The organism is Agromyces litoreus (genome assembly GCF_040496015.1).
Lineage (GTDB): Bacteria > Actinomycetota > Actinomycetes > Actinomycetales > Microbacteriaceae > Agromyces > Agromyces litoreus.
The window spans coordinates 32,220-51,726 of sequence record NZ_JBEPKA010000022.1; the positions used below are offsets into that span (position 1 = coordinate 32,220).

General features: G+C 72.2%; 18 protein-coding genes. 11 read left to right on the forward strand and 7 right to left on the reverse strand.

The genetic code is table 11. The features are described from left to right. The first annotated feature begins 27 nt into the window (after positions 1–27). Positions 28–1,407 carry a cryptochrome/photolyase family protein gene (locus ABME01_RS14550; protein ID WP_353829142.1) on the forward strand — a complete coding sequence of 460 codons (1,380 nt, stop codon included), beginning with the start codon at positions 28–30 and terminating at the stop codon, positions 1,405–1,407. Positions 1,408–1,429: 22 nt separating this feature from the next. On the opposite strand, the gene ABME01_RS14555 is transcribed toward ABME01_RS14550, so the two are convergent. Beyond that, entirely contained in the window at positions 1,430–2,026 is a 597-nt protein-coding gene (locus ABME01_RS14555) for a GNAT family N-acetyltransferase (protein WP_353829143.1), read from the reverse strand. A 105-nt stretch (positions 2,027–2,131) separates the two neighbouring features. Here ABME01_RS14555 and ABME01_RS14560 point away from each other — a divergent pair, with 105 nt between their 5' ends. Beyond that, complete coding sequence (locus tag ABME01_RS14560; RefSeq protein ID WP_353829144.1) at positions 2,132–3,505, forward strand: ATP-binding protein; 1,374 nt, start codon at positions 2,132–2,134, stop codon at positions 3,503–3,505. A gap of 83 nt (positions 3,506–3,588) precedes the next feature. Here ABME01_RS14560 and aceB read toward each other — a convergent pair whose 3' ends face one another. Both aceB and aceA read right to left on the reverse strand, forming a co-directional pair. Beyond that, a complete protein-coding gene (gene aceB, locus ABME01_RS14565; protein ID WP_436407443.1) occupies positions 3,589–5,274 on the reverse strand; it encodes a malate synthase A in 1,686 nt (561 codons plus the stop codon). 74 nt (positions 5,275–5,348) lie between these two features. After that, complete coding sequence (gene aceA, locus ABME01_RS14570; RefSeq protein WP_353829146.1) at positions 5,349–6,674, reverse strand: isocitrate lyase; 1,326 nt, start codon at positions 6,672–6,674, stop codon at positions 5,349–5,351. 211 nt (positions 6,675–6,885) lie between these two features. Between aceA and ABME01_RS14575 the strand changes: the two genes are divergently transcribed. The 8 genes from ABME01_RS14575 (at position 6,886) to ABME01_RS14610 (ending at position 15,377) form a co-directional block, all read left to right on the forward strand. Next, the gene (locus ABME01_RS14575; RefSeq protein ID WP_353829147.1) at positions 6,886–7,278 is read left to right on the forward strand and encodes a hypothetical protein; all 393 of its coding nucleotides are present in this window, start codon (positions 6,886–6,888) and stop codon (positions 7,276–7,278) included. Between the two features lie 118 nt (positions 7,279–7,396). Continuing rightward, positions 7,397–7,759, forward strand: a complete 363-nt coding sequence (locus ABME01_RS14580) for a PadR family transcriptional regulator (protein ID WP_353829148.1) — start codon at positions 7,397–7,399, stop codon at positions 7,757–7,759. Between the two features lies 1 nt (position 7,760). Beyond that, positions 7,761–9,164, forward strand: a complete 1,404-nt coding sequence (locus tag ABME01_RS14585) for a permease prefix domain 1-containing protein (protein ID WP_353829149.1) — start codon at positions 7,761–7,763, stop codon at positions 9,162–9,164. A 229-nt stretch (positions 9,165–9,393) separates the two neighbouring features. Beyond that, a complete protein-coding gene (locus ABME01_RS14590) occupies positions 9,394–10,575 on the forward strand; it encodes an ABC transporter ATP-binding protein (protein WP_353829150.1) in 1,182 nt (393 codons plus the stop codon). 62 nt (positions 10,576–10,637) lie between these two features. After that, positions 10,638–11,825, forward strand: coding sequence for a polyamine ABC transporter substrate-binding protein (locus ABME01_RS14595; protein ID WP_353829151.1), 1,188 nt, complete (start codon positions 10,638–10,640; stop codon positions 11,823–11,825). Continuing rightward, a complete protein-coding gene (locus ABME01_RS14600; protein ID WP_353829152.1) occupies positions 11,818–12,711 on the forward strand; it encodes an ABC transporter permease in 894 nt (297 codons plus the stop codon). Before ABME01_RS14595 ends, ABME01_RS14600 begins: the two co-directional genes overlap by 8 nt. Further along, complete coding sequence (locus ABME01_RS14605) at positions 12,708–13,652, forward strand: ABC transporter permease (RefSeq protein WP_353829153.1); 945 nt, start codon at positions 12,708–12,710, stop codon at positions 13,650–13,652. Before ABME01_RS14600 ends, ABME01_RS14605 begins: the two co-directional genes overlap by 4 nt. 48 nt (positions 13,653–13,700) lie before the next feature. After that, positions 13,701–15,377, forward strand: a complete 1,677-nt coding sequence (locus ABME01_RS14610) for an amidohydrolase (RefSeq protein WP_353829154.1) — start codon at positions 13,701–13,703, stop codon at positions 15,375–15,377. A gap of 46 nt (positions 15,378–15,423) precedes the next feature. Here the strand turns inward: ABME01_RS14610 and ABME01_RS14615 are convergent, their stop codons facing one another. The 3 genes from ABME01_RS14615 to ABME01_RS14625 form a co-directional block, all read right to left on the reverse strand. Then, complete coding sequence (locus ABME01_RS14615) at positions 15,424–15,897, reverse strand: hypothetical protein (protein WP_353829155.1); 474 nt, start codon at positions 15,895–15,897, stop codon at positions 15,424–15,426. Positions 15,898–16,004: 107 nt separating this feature from the next. Beyond that, positions 16,005–16,652, reverse strand: coding sequence for a GNAT family N-acetyltransferase (locus tag ABME01_RS14620; RefSeq protein WP_353829156.1), 648 nt, complete (start codon positions 16,650–16,652; stop codon positions 16,005–16,007). A gap of 98 nt (positions 16,653–16,750) precedes the next feature. After that, positions 16,751–17,077 carry a hypothetical protein gene (locus ABME01_RS14625; protein ID WP_353829157.1) on the reverse strand — a complete coding sequence of 109 codons (327 nt, stop codon included), beginning with the start codon at positions 17,075–17,077 and terminating at the stop codon, positions 16,751–16,753. 137 nt (positions 17,078–17,214) lie between these two features. Between ABME01_RS14625 and ABME01_RS14630 the strand changes: the two genes are divergently transcribed. After that, the gene (locus tag ABME01_RS14630; protein ID WP_353829158.1) at positions 17,215–18,744 is read left to right on the forward strand and encodes a helix-turn-helix domain-containing protein; all 1,530 of its coding nucleotides are present in this window, start codon (positions 17,215–17,217) and stop codon (positions 18,742–18,744) included. Positions 18,745–18,895: 151 nt separating this feature from the next. Here ABME01_RS14630 and ABME01_RS14635 read toward each other — a convergent pair. Then, positions 18,896–19,507 (reverse strand): glycoside hydrolase family 16 protein (locus tag ABME01_RS14635; RefSeq protein WP_353829159.1); only part of this gene is annotated, 612 nt, incomplete at its 5' end.

The following is a 19,507-nucleotide window of genomic DNA, read 5'->3' on the forward strand; positions in this document are numbered from 1 at the left end:
GACGGAGGCACGGGCTAGCGTCGGAGGATGACCGCCTCGCCGTCCGTCGTCTGGTTCCGCGACGACCTCAGGGTGGGCGACCACCCCGCGCTGCACGCCGCCGTCGAGCGCGGCGAACCGATCGTCGCGGTGTACGTGCTCGACGAGGAGTCGCCCGGCATCCGCCCGCTCGGCGGCGCCGCGAAGTGGTGGCTGCACCACTCGCTCGCCGCGCTCGCCGACGACCTGCGCGAGCGCGGGGTGCGCCTCGTGCTCCGGCGCGGACCGGCGCACCGCGCCATCCGCTCGGTCGTCGACGACGCCGGAGCCGGTGCCGTGTTCTGGAACCGGCGATACGGCGGCGCCGAACGCGAGCTCGACGCCGGGCTGAAGTCCGAGCTCGGCGACGACGGGCTCGAGGTCCGCAGCTTCGGCGGTTCGCTGCTCTTCGAACCGTGGACGATCCGGACGGGATCCGACACTCCGTTCTCGGTCTTCACCCCGTTCTGGAAGGCGTGCCTCGCGGCCGACGAGCCACGGCACCCGCTGCCGGCGCCGCGCGAACTCGACGGCTACGGCGGCCCCGACGGTCGTGGCGGGCCGGCGGGCGACGACCTCGGCGACTGGGAGCTCCTGCCCACGCACCCCGACTGGGCGGCCGGCCTGCGCGAGGCGTGGGAGCCGGGCGAACGCGCCGCCCATCGGCGGCTGCGCGCGTTCCTCGACGGCGACCTCGCGCGCTACTCGACGGGCCGCGACCGCCTCGACCGGCAGGCGACGAGCCGGCTCTCGCCCCACCTGCGCTGGGGCGAGATCAGCCCGCACGCCATCTGGCACGCCACCCGCGAGCGCGCCCCGGGCACCGAGGGCGCCCGCAAGTTCCTCTCCGAGGTCGGCTGGCGCGAGTTCGCCTACCACGTGCTGTTCCACTTCCCCGACCTCGCGACCGAGAACTGGCGCAGCGAGTTCGACGCGTTCCCGTGGCCGCGGCTGCACCCCAGCGCGCTGACCGCCTGGGAGCGCGGCAGGACCGGCGTGCCCGTCGTCGACGCCGCGATGCGCGAGCTCTGGCGCACCGGCTCGATGCACAACCGCGCCCGCATGATCACCGCGTCGTTCCTCACCAAGAACCTGCTCATCGACTGGCGCCGCGGCGAGCAGTGGTTCTGGGACACCCTCGTCGACGCCGACGCCGCCTCGAACCCGTTCGGCTGGCAGTGGGTCGCCGGCTCCGGCGCCGACGCGGCGCCCTACTTCCGCGTCTTCAACCCCGAGCTGCAACGGGAGAAGTTCGACCCCGACGGCGAGTACGTCGGGCGCTGGCTGCCCGACCTCGACGACGACGACTACCCGGAACCGATCGTCGACCTCAAGGAGACGCGCGCCGCCGCGCTCGCGGCGTACGAGAAGGTCAACGCATCGAAGTAGGCGCCGCGCGTGGCCGCCCGCGTCAGCGCAGCGCGCGCTCGAGCACGTAGTCGTGCTCGAGGCGGTCGCCGACGCGGAACCGCTTCGTGCCGACGATCTCGAACCCCTGCTTCTCGTAGAAGCGGATGGCACGCGCGTTCTCCTGGTTCACGCCGAGCCACGCGACCGCGGCGCCCGTGCCGGCCGCCGCCTCGAGCGTCGCCGTCATCAGCGTGCCGGCGATGCCGGCGCCGTGCGCCACGGGGTGCACGTAGAGCTTGCTCAGCTCGATCGCCGGTCGCGTGGTCACGCTCGCCGCGGCATCCGCGTCGGCCGGCACGCCGCCCTCTGTCTCGACGAGCATCGACCAGGCGACGAGGCCGCCCGTGGCGGCGACCTCCTCCGAACCGGCGAACGCGATGCCCGCGCCGCTGCCGTGGTCGGGCTCCGCGACGAACAGCGTCCGCCCCGGATCGGCGAGATACTCGGCGAAGCGGACCTCCGAGAGCTGCTCGGCGAGGAACCACGCGATCGAGTCCGACGTCGTCGACGGCGGGCACGCGAGCGGGAACGTCACGGCGGCCAGGCGCGCCAGGGCCTCGCCGTCGTCGCGCGTCGCGGGCCGGATCGTCACGGTCACAGGCCCGACGCTACCGCCCGACACGCGATCCGGTCCATCGATCCCAGCGAGCGTCGTGCACGCGGGCCCCTCCCGCCCGCGCCGCCCCGATGGCAGGATCGCGGCATGGACGCCAGCCGTGCCCGCGCCACCGCCCGATCCGACGACGGCCGCTCGTTCCGCATCACCGGGCCCGCCGAGGGCTTCGTGGTCGGGGCGCTCGTGGTGGTCGACGACGGGGAGCATCGGCAGCTCGGCCTCATCGAGCAGCACGACGAGGAACGCGGGAGCCTCCGCGGTCGGCTGCTCGGCACCGTGGGCGACGGGGGCCTCGACGTCCGCACGAGCGATGCGTTCGCCGAGGCCGCCGTGGCCGCGGTCGACCCGTCCGCCGTCGACCTGCTGCACGCGGCAACGGGGGCCGCGCTCGAGGTCGGCACCGACCTGACCCCGCCCGGCGGACCCGCACGCCTGCTCCCCCATCGCTTCAACCGGCACACGTTCTGGTGCGGGCAGAGCGGCTCGGGCAAGACCTACGCGCTCGGCGTCGTGCTCGAGCAGGTCATCGCGCACACCGCGCTGCCGGTCGTCGTGTTCGATCCGAACTCCGACTTCGTCCGGCTCGGCGAACTCGCGCCCGGCGCGGGCGGGCCGACCGCCGACGCGCTGCGCGAGCGCGACATCCGGGTGCTGCGACCGAGCACCGAGGGCGCCGAGCGCCTGCGGGCGCGGTTCGTCGACCTGCCGATGGCGTCCAAGGCCGCCGTGCTGCAACTCGACCCCGTCGTCGACCGCCTCGAGTACAACGCCATCGTGCACCTGCGCGACGTGCTCGATACGAACGACCTCGGATCGGTCCTGCCGACGCTGCGCTCGTCGACCGACCCGGCGCACCGCGAGCTCGCGCTGCGGATCGAGAACCTCGGGCTCATGGAGTGGGAGGTCTGGGCGGGCAGCGAGCGCGCCGCCACCGACGTCATCGACGAGCGGCCGGATGCCGCGGTGCTCGACCTCGGCGGCTTCTCGACGCCCGAGCAGCAGCTCGTCGTCGCGCTCGCCGTGCTCGACGAGCTCTGGGCGCGCCGTGAGGAGCGCCGGCCGGTGCTGCTCGTGATCGACGAGGCGCACAACCTGTGCTCGCCGCAGCTCGACTCGCCCGTGGCGGTCGCCGTGCGGGAGCGGCTCGTGCAGATCGCCGCCGAGGGCCGGAAGTTCGGCCTGTGGCTGCTGCTGTCGACGCAGCGGCCCTCGAAGGTGCATCCGGGGATCATCTCGCAGTGCGACAACCTCGCCCTCATGAAGATGTCCTCGCCCATCGACCTCGAGGGGCTCGCGACCTACTTCGGCTACGCGCCGACCGGCCTCATCGCGCGCTCGCCGTGGTTCCGCCAGGGCGAGGCGCTCTTCGCGGGCGGCTTCGTGCCGGCGCCGACGCTGCTGAAGATGAACGCGCGCGTCACGCCGGAGGGCGGCGTCGACGTCCCGGTCCCGCTCCGCTGAGCGCGCGGGCGGGCACGACGAAGCGGATGCCGCGGGCTTCCCATCCGCGACATCCGCTCGCCTGCGCTCCCGCGCGGCCCGGCCTACATGAACCGGGCGTACGCCCCGACGGTGAGGAACGTCGGGAACTCGGGCTCGAGCGCGACGGACCGGAACACCGAGATCGCGTCGTCGAACCGGTCGCCCTCGAAGCGCGGCAGGTCGGCCACGGCGGCCGCCATGATCCGCACGATCGACGTCTGGTCGATCCGAGTGCCCTCGGCGGTCACCGTGTTGTCGTGCAGCCACTGCCACACCTGCGACCGCGAGATCTCGGCCGTCGCGGCGTCCTCCATCAGGTTCTCGATCGCCGCGGCGCCGGTCCCTCGGAGCCACGACTCGATGTACCGGATGCAGATCGAGACGTTGTCGTACACGCCGGCCTCGGTGACCTCGCCACCGCCCGACGGGATGTCGAGCAGCTGCGCCGCCGTGACCTCGACGTCGTCGCGGAGCCGGTCGACCTGGTTCGGCCGGTCGCCGAGCACCGCGTCGAACTCGGCGCGGGCGGTCGGGATCAGGTCGGGGTGCGCGACCCAGGTGCCGTCGAACCCGTCGCCGGCCTCGCGGCGCTTGTCGGCGCTGACCGCGGCGAGCGCGCGCTCGGTCACCTCGGGGTCGCGGCGGTTCGGGATGAACGCGCTCATGCCGCCGATCGCGTGCGCGCCCCGCTTGTGGCAGGTCTGCACGAGCAGCTCGGTGTAGGCCCGCATGAACGGGACCGTCATCGTGATCTGCTTGCGGTCGGGCATGACCCAGCGGCGGCCGCGCGAGCGGAACGTCTTCACGATCGAGAAGATGTAGTCCCAGCGTCCGGCGTTCAGTCCCGCGCAGTGGTCGCGCAGCTCGTAGAGGATCTCGTCCATCTGGAACGCGGCCTGGATGGTCTCGATCAGCACCGTCGCCCGGATCGTGCCGTGCGGGATGCCGACGTACTCCTCGGCGAAGGTGAAGATGTCGTTCCAGAGCTTCGCCTCGCGGTGCGATTCGAGCTTCGGGAGGTAGAAGTACGGGCCGCGACCGCCGTCGATGAGGGCCTTCGCGTTGTGGAGGAAGTACAGGCCGAAGTCGACGAGCGAGCCCGAGGCGTGCATGGCCCGGCCGGCGCGGTCGTGGAACTTCAGGTGCTTCTCGACCAGGTGCCATCCGCGCGGGCGGAAGACGATCGTCGGCGTCTCCGAGGCGGTGACTCGGTACTCCTTGCCCTCGGGGCTGGTGTACTCGAGGTCGCCGCGCAGGAAGTCGAACAGCGACAGCTGGCCCTCGACGACGTTGGCCCAGGTCGGGCTCGTGGCGTCCTCGTGGTCGGCGAGCCACACCTTCGCGCCGGAGTTCAGCGCGTTGATCGCCATCTTCCGGTCGGTCGGGCCGGTGATCTCGACGCGGCGGTCCTCGAGGCCCGGGCCGGCCCCGGCGACCCGCCAGGTGTCGTCGTTGCGGATCCACTCCGTCTCGGGGAGGAACCTCGGGTCACGGCCGTTGGCGGCGTCGACGCGCGTCTGGAGGCGCACGGCGAGCAGCTCGTGGCGGGTGTGGGCGAACCGGTCGTGCAGCTGCGCGAGGAAGTCGAGGGCCTCGGGGGTGAGGATCTCGCCGTAGCGCTCGCCGAGCGGTGCGGTGACCTCGAGGTGCGGCTGGACGGTCTGGAAGCTGCCCGTGGCCGGCTTGGGCTCCGGCGTCGGACGCTCGCGGGTGGGCTGCGGCGCGGTGCGGGTGCGCTCGATGGTCATGCTCATGATGGCTTCTCCTTCCGGTCCCGCCGGTCGGGCGGCCGCGCGGGCTCACCCGACCGACGGGTCGTTGGTCAGTGCTGGAACTGCTCTTCCTCGGTCGATCCGACGAGGGCGAGGGTGGCGCTGTTGGGGTTCAGCGCCGTGGCGATCTGGTCGAAGTAGCCGGTGCCGACCTCGCGCTGGTGGCGCGTGGCGGTGTAGCCGTCGGCCTCGGAGGCGAACTCGGCCTCCTGCAGCTCGACGTACGCGGACATGGCGCGCTCGTTGTAGTCCTTGGCGAGCGTGAACATGCCGTGGTTCAGGGAGTGGAAGCCCGCCAGCGTGATGAACTGGAACGCGTAGCCCATCGCCGCGAGCTCGCGCTGGAACTTCGCGATCTGGTCGTCGTCGAGGTGGCGCTTCCAGTTGAAGCTCGGCGAGCAGTTGTACGAGAGGCGCTTGCCAGGGAACTTCGCGTGCACGGCCTCGGCGAACCGGCGGGCGAGCTCGAGGTCGGGCTCGGCCGACTCGACCCAGAGCAGGTCGGCGTACTCGGCGTACGCGAGGCCGCGCGCGATGACCGGCTCGATGCCGTTCTGCACGTGGTAGAAGCCCTCGGCGGTGCGCTCGCCGGTGGTGAACGGCTGGTCCCGCTCGTCGTGGTCGCTCGTCAGCAGCGTCGCGGCGAGCGCGTCGGTGCGGGCGATGATGATCGAGGGCACGCCGGCGACGTCCGCCGCCATGCGGGCCGCGTTGATCGTGCGGATGTGCTGGCCGGTCGGAACGAGCACCTTGCCGCCCATGTGGCCGCACTTCTTCTCGCTGGCGAGCTGGTCCTCCCAGTGCACGCCCGCGGCGCCGGCCTCGATCATCTGGTGCATGAGCTCGTAGGCGTTCAGCGGTCCGCCGAAGCCGGCCTCGGCGTCGGCGACGATCGGCGCCATCCAGTCGCGGTCGTCGGTGCCCTGCTCGACCTGGCCGGCACGCAGGAGCGCGTTGTTGATGCGGCGCACGACGGCCGGCACCGAGTTGGCCGGGTAGAGCGACTGGTCGGGGTAGGTCTGGCCGGCGAGGTTGGCGTCGGCCGCGACCTGCCACCCCGAGAGGTAGATGGCCTTGAGGCCGGCGCGCACCTGCTGCACCGCCTGGTTGCCGGTCAGGGCGCCGAGCGCGGCCGACCACTCCGGGTCCTCCATGCGCTCGAACGCGGTGCCGGTGTTCTTCTGGATGTTCTCCCACAGCTTCTCGGCGCCGCGGCGGGCGAGCGTGCGCTCCTCGCGGACCGGGCCGCGCAGGGCGATGACGTCCTCGGCGGTGTAGTCGCGCTTGACGCCCTCCCAGCGGGGGTCGGCGTCCCACTCGAGCTGGAGCTCGGCGGCGGTCTGCGTCTGGTCGCCGGGGCGGTTCTGGGTGCTCATCGTGGTGCTCCTTCGGTGCAGCGGTGCGGATGTCTCGTGGTCCGTCCGGTTCGTCTGCGACGGCCCGTCCGGGGGTCTGTGGGTTCAATGCTGCGGGGCGTTCGCACCCCTCACCGGACGTTCCGGGGGGTGAACTTCCGCGAAAGTTCTGCGTGCCGGAACAACCGCGGGCCGCGCGCGCGGCGGGCGCCGCGGCGCGCAGAATGGAGGCGTGACGCACGACGACGGCGACACCCGCGAGGCGCTCCGGCGCGAGCGCCGGCGATCGCGCACGGGCGTGCGCGGAGTCGCCATGTTCGTCGGCGGGCCGGTGGTCGGCACGGCCGTGGCGGTGGTCGGCGTGGTGCTGGCGACGCAGGAGGATCCGCGATGGGTCCTGCTCGTCGTGGCCGGGATCGCGATCGGGTTCGGGGTCACGACGGCCGGGATGCGCACCCTCTTCGCGCTCGAGGACGCTCGCGCGGCGGACGAGGCCGCGGCTCGCCGGGGGGACTCGTCCCGCGAGGCCGCGCCCGGCGATGCCGCTGATCCCGGCGGCGGGATCGCCGGGGATCCGGAGGCGGCTCATCCCGAGACGGGGCAGGACGGGCGCGCGGACGCCTGACGCCTGACGCCTGACGCCGGACGCGGTCGCTTCCGTGCGCCCGCAGTGATACCTTGTGCTGCAAGGTACATAGCACTGTCAGGCATTCGGTCCGAACGGGCCGCGGACGGAGGCACGCATGCGCATCGGGAAGGACCTCGTGGCCGCCTCGGCCACGCCGGTCGTGCTCGGGATCCTCGCCGAGGGCGAGTCCTACGGATACGCGATCCTGCAGCGGATCGCGGAGCTCTCCGGCGGTCGGCTCGAGTGGAGCGACGGCATGCTCTACCCCCTCCTGCACCGGCTCGAGCGGCTCGGGCACGTCGAGTCCGAATGGCGCGACTCCCCGACCGGGCGCCGGCGCAAGCACTACCGGCTGAGCACCCAGGGCGCGGCCGCGCTCACGGAGCAGCGACGGCAGTGGGACGTCGTCGGCGACGTGCTCGCCAAGGTGTGGCCCGACGGCCCGGGCGCGCCGCGGGCGGCGCTCGGAGGTGCGTGAGATGCCGCTCGACGAACGCCCCGCACTCGCCGACCTGGTCGCCTCGTGGCGCGACTGGGTCGCCGGGCGACGATCGCTCAGCGAGCAGGACGTCGACGAACTCGAGGGCCACCTGCTCGACCGCGTCGACGCCCTGCGCACCGCCGGACTGCACGACGACGAGGCGTTCCTCGTCGCCGTGAAGCGGCTCGGCGCCGTGGACGACCTCTCCCGCGAGTACGCGCGAGCGCATTCCGAGCGGCTCTGGAAGCAGCTCGTGCTCGACGGGTCACCGGGCGCGGACGGACCGGCGACGGATGGCTCGGGCCGCCCGATCACCCTCGCCCGCCGGGCGAACGGGCTCGCCGTCGCGATCGGCCTCGGCGTCGGCGCGGGCCTCGCGGTCAAGGCGGCCGACCTGCTCGGCGCCGGGCCGGACTTCCTCCTTCGCAATGCCGCGATCCTCGTCCTGCCGTTCCTCGCCGCCTGGTTCGCCTGGCGACACCGCCCGCCGGTCGGCGCGATCGCCGCGGTCGCCGGCGCCTTCGCCGTCGCCGCGCTGGTACTCGACGGCTACCCGTTCGCCGCCGACGTCGCGGGGCAGCCGGCGATGACGGAGGTGCTGGCCGCGACGCACGCCGCCGTGGCGCTGTGGTTCGCGACCGGCGTCGCGTACACGGGCGGGCGGTGGCGCAGCGACGCCGCACGCATGGACTTCGTCCGCTTCAGCGGCGAGTGGGCCGTCTACTACGTGCTCATCGCGCTCGTCGGCGGCGCGCTCTCGATGCTCACCGTCGGCGTGTTCGCCGCGATCGGGCTCGACGCGTTGCCCGTCGTCGCCGCATGGGTGCTGCCGTGCGGGGCCGCGGGCGCCGTGCTCGTGGCCGCGTGGCTCGTGGAGGCGAAGCAGCAGGTCATCGAGAACATCGCGCCGGTGCTCACCCGGGTGTTCACGCCGCTCGTCACGCTCATGATGCTGGTGCTCATCGCCGCGGCGATGATCCAGTGGAACCTCGTCGAGGCGGACCGCGACCTGCTCATCGCGTTCGACCTGGTGCTGGTCGTGGTGCTCGGACTGCTCGTCTACTCGTACTCGGCGCGTGATCCGCTCGCCCCCGCCGGGTGGTTCGACCGACTCCAGCTCGTCATGCTCGGCGCGGCGCTCGCCGTCGACGTCGTCGTGCTCGTGGCGATGCTCGCCCGGATCGGCGAGTTCGGCTTCAGCGCGAACAAGACCGCGTCACTCGGCCTGAACGTCATCCTCCTCGCGAACCTCGCGTGGGCGGCGTGGCTGCAACTCGGCTTCCTGCGGGGGCGGCTCCGCTTCTCCCGGGTCGAGCACTGGCAGACGGCCTACCTGCCGGTGTACGCGGCGTGGGCCGCGTTCGTCGTGATCGCCTTCCCTCCGCTGTTCGCCTTCGCCTGAGCCCCGCGCCTCGGCTCCGAGGCGCAGCCCCGGCCGCGCGCGTTTCGCCCGCATGACGAAACGACTCGCACTGTTTCGCTCCGGTGACGAACGTCCGGACGATCTGTCAGGCGCACAGGTCCGGCACGATGTTCCGTCCGGTTCTCGCCCACGCCATTGCACAGGTGTGCAACAACGTTCTTGAATGGCCGGACGCGACGCGGCGTGAGTGGACCGGAGGTGCCCTGAGGTGACGACAGCGATCGAGGCGAGGAGCGCCTCCCCCGTGGACGAGCGCGATGGGGCCTCGGGCTCCATCGAGATCGAGCGGGTCACGAAGCGCTACGGCGACGCGACCGCGGTCGACGGCCTGTCGCTCACGATCGAGCCCGGCGAGTTCATCTCGCTGCTCGGCCCGTCCGGCTGCGGCAAGACCACGACCCTCCGCATGATCGCGGGATTCGAGCAGCCCGACGCGGGCGACATCCGCATCTCCGGACGATCCGTCCTGGGCCTGCCGCCGTACCGGCGCGACGTGAACACGGTGTTCCAGGCCTACGCGCTCTTCCCGCACATGAGCGTCGCCGAGAACGTCGCCTACGGGCTCCAGCAGCGCCGGACCGGGAAGGCCGAGATCCGCGAGCGGGTCGCCGACGCGCTGGACCTCGTGCAGATGCGCCGCTTCGCCGACCGGAAGCCCACCCAGCTCTCGGGCGGCCAGCAGCAGCGCGTCGCCCTCGCCCGCGCGCTCGTCAACCGCCCCTCCGTGCTGCTGCTCGACGAGCCGCTCGGCGCGCTCGACCGGCAGCTCCGCGAGGAGATGCAGCTCGAGCTGAAGCTGCTCCAGTCACGCCTCGGGATCACGTTCGTGTTCGTGACGCACGACCAGGGCGAGGCGCTCTCGATGAGCGACCGCATCGCGATCATGCGCGACGGCCGCATCGAGCAGCTCGCCGACGCCGACACGATCTACGCCCGCCCGGCCTCGGCGTACGTGGCGGCCTTCGTCGGGCAGCAGAACTTCTTCCACGGCACGGCCATCGAGGGCGGCGCCGCCGTCGACTCCGCGCACGGACTCGTCCGCGGCATCCGCTCGGACCGCGCCCTCGCGATCGCCGACGGCGCGCCCGCGCAGGCCGCGGTGCGCCCGGAGTTCGTCCGCATCGAGGCCGAGTCCGCCGTGGCCGAGCCGACCGGGGCGAACCGGGTGCCCGGGACGCTCCTCGGCGTCTCGCACCTCGGCGAGACCATGCAGTACCTCGTCCGCCTCGGCGACGACCAGAGCCTGATCGTGCGCCGTCCGACGCCCGAGGCGCCCGAGCTCGCCGTCGGCACCGCGGTCTCCTGCTCGTGGAGCGCCGCCTGCGTGCAGGTGTTCCCCTCCGACGACGCGGCGGCCGCTGGCGGGTACGTCGCCCCGCCGACGCACTGACCGCAGCCACGACCCCCGCACCACCCCACACCCTGCCCCACCCCTGCCCCCGAAGGAGCGACATGGCCGACAAGCAGACCCCGATCCGGATCCTCGCGAGCGCCGAGCAGGTGCCGATCCTCCAGCGCGCGATCGACCGACGCCGGTTCCTGGGCTTCATCGCCGCGGCCGGCGGCACGGCCTTCCTCGCCGCCTGCGCGTCGCCCGGCGGCAGCGCCTCGTCGGCGCCCGTGGCGACCGGCGGCGAGCTCGAGAACGCCCTGAGCATCTACACCTGGGGCGACTACGACTCGCCCGACGTCGTCGCGAGCTTCACCTCCGAGCTCGGCCCGAAGGTCACCTTCGACTCCTACGGCTCGAACGAGGAGCTCATCTCCAAGCTCATCGCCGCGAAGGGCACCTCGGGCTACGACATCATCGTCCCGACGGGCTCCTTCGTCCCGCAGATGATCGAGAACGGCATCATCCAGAAGCTCAACAAGGACCTGCTGCCGAACCTCCAGCACATGGACCCGGCGTTCCTCGCGCGCAGCTGGGACCCCGAGAACGAGTACACGGTCTGCAAGGCGTGGGGCACCACCGGCTTCGTCTACGACAAGACCGTCATCACCCGCGAGCTGAAGGACTGGAACGACTTCATCGACGCCGCCCAGAACGAGGCCAGCGGCAAGACGAGCGTGCTCGACGACCCGGCCGAGGTCACCGGCCTCTACTACTGGGCCAACGGCATCGACTGGAACACCACCGACGAGGCCGACCTCGCCGCCTGCGAGGACTTCATCGTGAACACCCTCGCCCAGCACATCTCGGCGTTCGACTCGTACCCCGGCGGCCAGGCGATCCCGCAGGCCACGCAGGTGCTCATGCAGGCCTGGAACGGCGACGCGCGCATCGGCATCCAGGAGAGCCCGGACCCCGACCGCTGGCAGTGGGTGCTCGGCTCGCCGGCGACCGAGCTCTGGATGGACAACTGGGCGATCCCCGTCGGCGCTCCGCACCCGGAGGCCGCGCACGCGTTCATCGACTGGACCATGGTCCCCGAGAACCAGCTCCTGCAGGTCGACTACATCGGCTACCACACCGGCGCCGCCGGCATCGAGGAGGCCGCGAACGCCGAGGGCCTCGACATGCTCGACCTGGTCTTCTTCACCGAGGAGCAGATCGCGACCATGCACGACGGCGAGGTCAACGAGGCCCAGCAGCGCAACGTCGACATCTGGAACAAGGCGAAGGCCGCCGCCGGTGCGTAGTCTCCGCCTGCCGAGCTTCGCCCTCGCGATCCCCGCGTGGGCGTGGCTCGTCACCTTCTTCGTCGTGCCGGTCGGCGCGGTGCTGTACTTCAGCTTCGGGTACAAGCCGGGCATCTTCGGCACCCACGCGACCGACAAGCTCTCGTTCGACCGGTACGCCGAAGCGCTCTCCCCGACCTTCTTCGAGGTGTTCCTGAACACCCTGTGGGTCGGCATCGGCGGCACCCTGCTCTGCCTCGTGATCGGCCTGCCGGTCGCGTACTGGATGGCCGTGAAGGCACCCGCGAACCGTCGCGGGCTCCTGCTCGCCCTCGTGATGGTGCCGTACTGGACCAACTTCCTGGTCCGCACCATCGGATGGCAGATCATCCTCGCCCCCGAGGGCTGGATGTCGCAGCTGCTGCAGACCGTCGGCATCACCGACGGTCCCCTCGAGATCCTCTACACCCGCAGTGCCGTGCTCATCGGCGTGGTCTACAACTACCTGCCGCTGATGATCCTGCCGCTGTTCGTCGCATTCGACCGCGTCGGGCCGGCACTGCGCGAGGCGTCGAAGGACCTCGGCGCGAACCGCGTCCGCACGTTCGTGCGCGTGACGTTCCCGCTCGCCCGGCCCGGGATCATCGTGGGCCTGCTGCTCGTGTACATCCCGCTCATGGGCGACTACATCACCGCGACCGTGCTCGGCGGCGCGCAGGGCAACATGGTCGGCCAGCTCGTGGCCAGCCAGTTCCAGGCGGCCCAGAACTGGGCCCTCGGCTCGGCGATGGCGGTACTGCTGATCCTCGTCATCATCCTCTCGGCCGCGACGATCGGGCTCGTGCTCTGGCTCGTGTCGCTGCCGGCCCGTGCCCGCAACCGCGTCGTCCTGGAGGCCTCGGCATGACCACGACCGCACCCTCGACCACGACTGCCGCGGAGCCCACCACGCCGGTCGCCGAGGCCCCGGCGCCGCGCACCGCGGCACCCGCCCCGACGCCGCGCCGCCGCCGGTGGTCGCCCGCCGACCTCGCCCTCACGGCGTGGAGCGTGCTCGTCTTCCTGTTCCTGTTCGCCCCGATCCTCGTGATCATCGTGTACTCGTTCAACAACGGACGCCTGCTCATCGCGTGGAACGAGTTCGGCTTCGAGCCGTACCGGGCGCTCTGGGAGAAGCCCGCCGTGCGCGACGCCGTCGCGGTGTCGCTGCGCACCGGGGCGATCGCGGCGGTGCTCGCGACGCTGCTCGGCACGCTCGGCGGCATCGCGCTGGCGAGGAGGCCCGGCAAGTGGGCGTTCTGGTTCGTCGGCCTCCTCCTGCTGGTCTCGGTCACGCCCGAGATCGTCGATGCGGTCTCTCTGCTGCCGTGGCTCGTGTTCCTCGGCCAGGACGCCGGGATGACCCTCTTCAACGACGGCACCGCACGCCTCGTGATCGGCCACTCGCTGTTCTCGACGGCGGTCGTCACCTACATCGTGCGCGCCCGGCTCGTCGGCCTCGACGAGGCCCTCGAGGAGGCGTCCGCCGACCTGTACGCGAAGCCGTTCACGACGTTCCGGCGGGTGACGCTGCCGCTGGCGATGCCGGCCGTGCTCGCCGGGCTGCTGCTGTCGTTCACGCTGAGCCTCGACAACACGGTCGTGGCCGCCTTCGTCCAGGTCTCCGGCTCGACCCCCTGGCCGGTGTACGTGCTCAGCGCGCTGCGCGGCGGCCTGCGGCCCGAGATCGCCTCGGTCTCGACCGTGATGCTGCTGCTCACGCTCGCCGCACTCGCCCTCGTCGCGGTCGTGCTGAAGCGCGCCGGCGACTCGGCGACCCAGATCGCCCGGACCATGTCCGGCGGCTGAGCGACCGACGCACCCGCCGAACCGACGCACCAGAAGGAGTCCCGCGCCATGTCCCACGCCGACCTCGTCTTCACCGGCGGTCCCGTCTTCACGGCGGACACCGTGCGCTCACGTGCGAGCGCCGTCGCGGTCCGCGGCGGCCGCATCGTCGCCGTCGGCTCGGACCACGACGTCCGGGACCTGATCGGCGCGTCGACCGAGGTCGTCGACCTCCGAGGGCGCCTGCTCGTGCCGGGGTTCCAGGACGCGCACGTGCACCCCGTCTGGGGCGGGCTCGACCTGCTCCGGTGCAACCTGTCCGAGCTCGACACGCCGGAGGAGTACCTCGCGCAGATCGCGGCGTACTCGGCGTCGCATCCCGACGACGAGTGGGTGCTCGGCGGCGGATGGTCGATGTCGGCGTTCCCCGGCGGCACCCCCACCGCGGCGGCACTCGACCGGGTCGTGCCCGACCGGCCCGCGTTCCTGCCCAACCGCGACGGTCACGGCGCCTGGGTCAACTCGGCCGCGCTGCGCCTGGCCGGCATCGACCGCGACACCCCCGACCCCGCCGACGGCCGGATCGAGCGGGACGCCGACGGCCACCCGACCGGAACGCTGCACGAGGGCGCGATGTCGCTCGTGAACCGCCTGCTTCCGGAGACGACGCTCGAGACGCTCACCGAGGCGCTCCTGCTCGGGCAGCGGTACCTGCACTCCTACGGCGTCACCGGATGGCAGGACGCGATCGTCGGCACGTACGGCGACGCCGGCGACCCGGGTCACGCCTACGTCGCCGCCGCGAACGCCGGGCTCCTGACCGGTCGCGTCGTCGGTGCGATCTGGTGGGACCGCACGCGCGGGATCGAGCAGATCCCCGACCTGGTGGCCAAGCGCGACGCCTATCGCGCGGGCCGCTTCGCGGCGACGAGCATCAAGATCATGCAGGACGGCGTGGCCGAGAACTTCACCGCCTCGATGCTCGAGCCCTACTGCGACGGGCACGGGCACTTCACCGACAACTCCGGCATCTCGTTCGTCGACCCGGCGGTGCTGAACCCGGCGGCCGCCGAGCTCGACCGCCTCGGCTTCCAGCTGCACTTCCACGCCATCGGCGACCGGGCCGTGCGGGAGTGCCTCGACGCCGTCGAGCACGCGATCGCGGAGAACGGACGCAACGACCACCGTCACCACATCGCGCACATCCAGGTCGTGCACCCGGAGGACGTGCCTCGATTCCGCGAGCTCGGCGTCGCGGCGAACATGCAGTCCCTGTGGGCGGCGCTCGAGCCGCAGATGGTGGACCTGACGCTGCCGTTCCTCGGCGACCCGCGCAGCGCCCGGCAGTACCCCTTCGGCGACCTCATGCGCTCCGGCGCGGTGCTCGCGGCCGGCAGCGACTGGTCGGTCTCGACGCCCGACCCGCTGGCCGCCATCCACACCGCCGTGAACCGGAAGGCGGCGCCCGCGTACGCCGAGGGCGAGTACGAGGCGTTCCTGCCCGAGCAGGCGATCGACCTCGCGACCTCCCTCACCGCCTACACGGCGGGCTCGGCGTGGGTGAACCACCTCGACGACGTGACGGGCAGCATCCAGGTGGGCAAGTACGCCGACCTGGTGGTGCTCGACCGCGACCCGTTCGCGGGCCCCGCCGACGAGATCGCCTCGACGCGGGTCGAGCAGACCTTCGTCGAGGGCGAACGGGTGTACGCCGCGGACGACGTGACGGCGACGCGCGTCGCCTGATCGGACGGCTCGCGGCCTCGACCACGCGTGCCGCGACCGGCGGGCGTCAGCCGCAGACGGTGCCGATCGCGCCGAAGCTCTGCGTCATCCCGTCCATGCGCGCGTTCAGCTCCTCGACGTCGACGTTCGCCGGGTCGTCGAGGAGGTCCCGGACGTACGCGACGTACCCGGTCATCGCTCCGTCCGCCGCTGCGGCGACCTGGAGGACCTCCGGCTCCGTGACCTGCACTACGGCGTCGGAGAACGTCGCGGCCGCCAACTCGAGCTGGTCGAGGGCGCCCTCGGGGTCGGTCGCGGCGAACTGGGGGAGGTCGTCCCGCTGCGACAGCTCGACGAAGTCCCGGGATCCGGCGGCGAGGATGGCGCAGGCCTCCTCGACGCTCTGGTCCGATGCGGCTTCATCCGTGGGGATCGGTTCCACGGTGGTCGGTGCGGTCCCATCCGCTCCGCCGGTGCAGCCGGCGAGCAGGAGCGCGCCGACGGCGGCGGGGACGAGGACGGCGGTGCGCAGCAGCGACATCAGGGACCTCCGAGCAGGGTCGGTGCGGCGTGTGCCGCGAACCCAGTGAACCAGACGACGGTCGGATCCCGTGTCCGGGCGGGCGACCCGGCGGCCCCGGGTCGACCTCACGCGCCGAGCTGCGCCCGCACGGCGTCATTCAGCCCCTCGACCTCGAGCGTCCAGTCGGGACGTCGGAAGCCGGCGGGTTCGAGCCGGAGGAGCAGTTCGCGCTCGACCGCCTCGGAGCGCGTGAGCACGCGCTTCACGCCGTTCGGTTCGTAGCCGAGGTGGCGCGAGACGCCGAGCGACGCCGCATTCCACTCGATCGCCCCGGACTCGGCGACCTCGGCGCCGAGGTGGTCGAAGCAGAACGCCAGGACCGCCGCGCGCATCTCGATCCCGATTCCGACGCCCTGGCGCGCGGCGGTGAGCCAGGACCCGGTCGAGATCGTCCTGAGCTTCGCGAACTGCACTCCGCGAACGTCCTGGATGCCGATCGGCACCCCGTCCTCGATCACCGCGAACAGGAGCGTCCAGGCGTCGGGCGTCGTGCCGACGCGCTCGCGCCAGACGTACCGGGCGAGCTCGCGGCGGAGCACCTCCGGCGGCTCGTCGCTCCACGGGTGCGCGAACGGCATCACCGCCGGGTCGTGGATGCCGCGGATCGCCGCGTCGGCGAGCGCGGCGAGGTCGTCGTCGCGCACCGGCCGCAGCTCGAGGCGGGGCGTGCGCAGGGTCAGGCCGAAGAGCGGCCAGGCGTCGACGAGATCCATGGCACGAATGTAGCGGCAGGGCGAGGTGCCGATCGTCGGCTCTGGAGCGTCCGGCTCAGGGCTCGTCGTCGCGGCCGTCGCCGGCGTCCGAGTACGGCCTACACGTCGCAGTACTCGCCGACGGCGGCGAAGGCGGCTCCGAGCTCGGTGGCCTGCTCGCCCAGCGCGGTGAGATCGGCGTGCTCGGGATCGGCGACGATCTCGCTCACGGCGGCGACGTAGGCGTGCATGCCGTCGGCGGCGCGTGCGGCGGCCACCTGCACGTCGGGGTTGGTGACCCCGGCGACGGTCGCGGCGAACCTGGCGTCGGCGTCCTCGAGCCTCGCGACGGCGCCCTCCGGGTCCGCATAGCCCTCCTGGAAGGACTCCGGCCCGCTGAGGTCGGCGAACGCGGTGATGCCGAGCTCGAGCTCCAGGCAACCCACGACGTTTCAGAACTTCGGCCGCATTTCACTTCGACCAGACACGCTTTCGGTGAATCTGCACCGAAACCGCGTGTGCCACGCAGAAGACCATGGAGGTTTCCGTTTTGCGGATCGGCTCGCTCATGTGAGCATGAGGCATGGTCATCGCCGATCGAGCCCGCCTCGCGACCCCGCCGGCCGCGTATGCCGCGACGCCCGCACGCGCATCGTCCGCCGCGCCCGAGCCCGGCTCCGACGAGGTCGACGCGCTCACGCTCGGGCGCCGCATCCGCGAGCGTCGCCTCGCCGCAGGCATGACCCTCGGCCGCCTGGCGGAGGCGATCGACCGTGCCCCGAGCCAGGTCTCCGCGATCGAGAACGGCAAGCGCGAGCCGCGCCTGTCGATGCTGCGGACGATCGCGATGGCCCTCGGCACGACTGCGGACGAGCTGCTCCGGCCGGATGCGCCGTCCGAACGCGCCGCGCTCGAGATCGCCGTGGAGCGCGCGCAGCGCGGTCCGGTGTTCTCCGCACTCGGCCTGGAGCCGTTCCGCGTCGCGAAGACGATGAGCGACCAGACGCTCGAGACGATCCTGGCGCTGCACAACGAGATCGACCGCCTGCACCGCGAGCGCGCGGCCACCCCCGAGGAGGCTCGCCGCGCGAACGCCCAGCTCCGCGCGGAGATGCGGGCGCGCGACAACTTCTACCCCGAGCTCGAGGCGAAGGCGGCCGAGCTCCTCGAGGCCGTGGGGCACGCCGGCGGACCGGTCTCGCACCAGCTCGTCGCCGACATGGCGAGCCACCTCGGCTATTCGCTGCACTACGTCGGCGACCTGCCGCACTCGACGCGCTCGGTCACCGACAAGCGCCACGGACGGATCTACCTGCCGACGCAGCAGTCCCCGTCGCGCGACTCGCGCTCGCCGATCCTGCAGGCGCTCGCCTCGCACCTGCTCGGGCACGAGGAGCCGGGCAACTACGGCGACTTCCTCCGCCAGCGCATCGAGACGAACTACCTGACGGCGGCGATCCTGCTGCCCGAGCAGGCCGCGGTGCGCTACCTCTCGGAGGCGAAGAACCTCCGGCGCATCTCGATGGAGGAGCTGCGCGACCACTTCGCCGTCTCGTACGAGACCGCCGCGCACCGGTTCACGAACCTCGCGACCGCGCGCCTCGACATCCCCGTGCACTTCATGAAGGTGCACGAGTCGGGCACCATCATCAAGGCCTACGAGAACGACTCGGTGCGCTTCCCCGCCGACGCGCTCGGCGCCGTCGAGGGCACGACGGTGTGCCGCAACTGGACGGCCCGCACAGTGTTCGACGTCGAGGACCGCTTCAGCCCGTGGTACCAGTACACCGACACCTCGTCGGGCACGTTCTGGTGCACCTCGCGCATCGAGAAGGCGAAGGAGGGCGAGTACTCGGTCTCGGTCGGCGTGCCGTTCGAGCACGTGAAGTGGTTCCGCGGCCGTGAGACACCGCACCGTGCGGTGTCGCGCTGCCCCGACGAGTCGTGCTGCCGGCGCGCGCCCGACGACCTGTCGGGCAAGTGGGCGGATGCCTCGTGGCCGGCCGCCCGCACCCCGACCTCGCTCCTGGCGGCGCTGCCCACCGGCACCTTCCCGGGCGTCGATCAGACCGAGGTGTACCAGTTCCTCGAGGCGCACGCGCCTCGGGGATGACCGGCACCGTCTCGAGGCGCACGCGCCCCGGGCCTGACCGGCACCCCCGCGCGTTCGCCCCGATCGGACGGAATTCGTCGCGCCGGACCGCAGGCGTCCGACGGTTCCCGTCCGAACGAGCCTCCTCGTCGCCCGGCGCGGCGCCGGGGCGTCAGTCGTGCCGGTAGCCGCGCACGGCGTGCACCGCGAACGACTCGGGGTACGCCGGCTCGACGGGCTGCGCCTCGTCGGCCGACGGGAACGCGTACACGTTGAGCATGAGCTGCATCGGGTACTGCGGCGACTGCGCGACGCGCTTGCGGACGAGCCCGTCGATGGAGAAGACCACCTCGTCGGGTCGCCAATCGACGGCGTAGGTGTGGGGCTCTCGCACGTCGTCGTGCAGTCGGACCTGCTCGAAGTCGTCGGTGATCGCCGGGTCGTTGAAGGGGTGCACGCCCATGCCGACGAGCGCGCTGCCGTCGTCGGCGATGTCGCGCCCGAACACCTCGAACACGCAGATCTCGGCCGACTGCGCGGGGTCCTCCTCGACCCCGATCATCCACAGCGCGGCGAGCGCGTGCTCGTCGAGGTCGTCGATCGCGGCGACCACCTCGACGCGGCCGAACCGCGGGGTGTAGAGCCGACGATCGGGCTGGGCCTCGCGCACGACGAGTCCCTCCCGGAACGGGTGCTGGCCGCTCGCCGAGCCGACCGGGCCCGACCGCACCCCGGTCTGCAGGTTCGAGACCTGGGTCGCCCCGTCGTACTCCACCGACCAGGC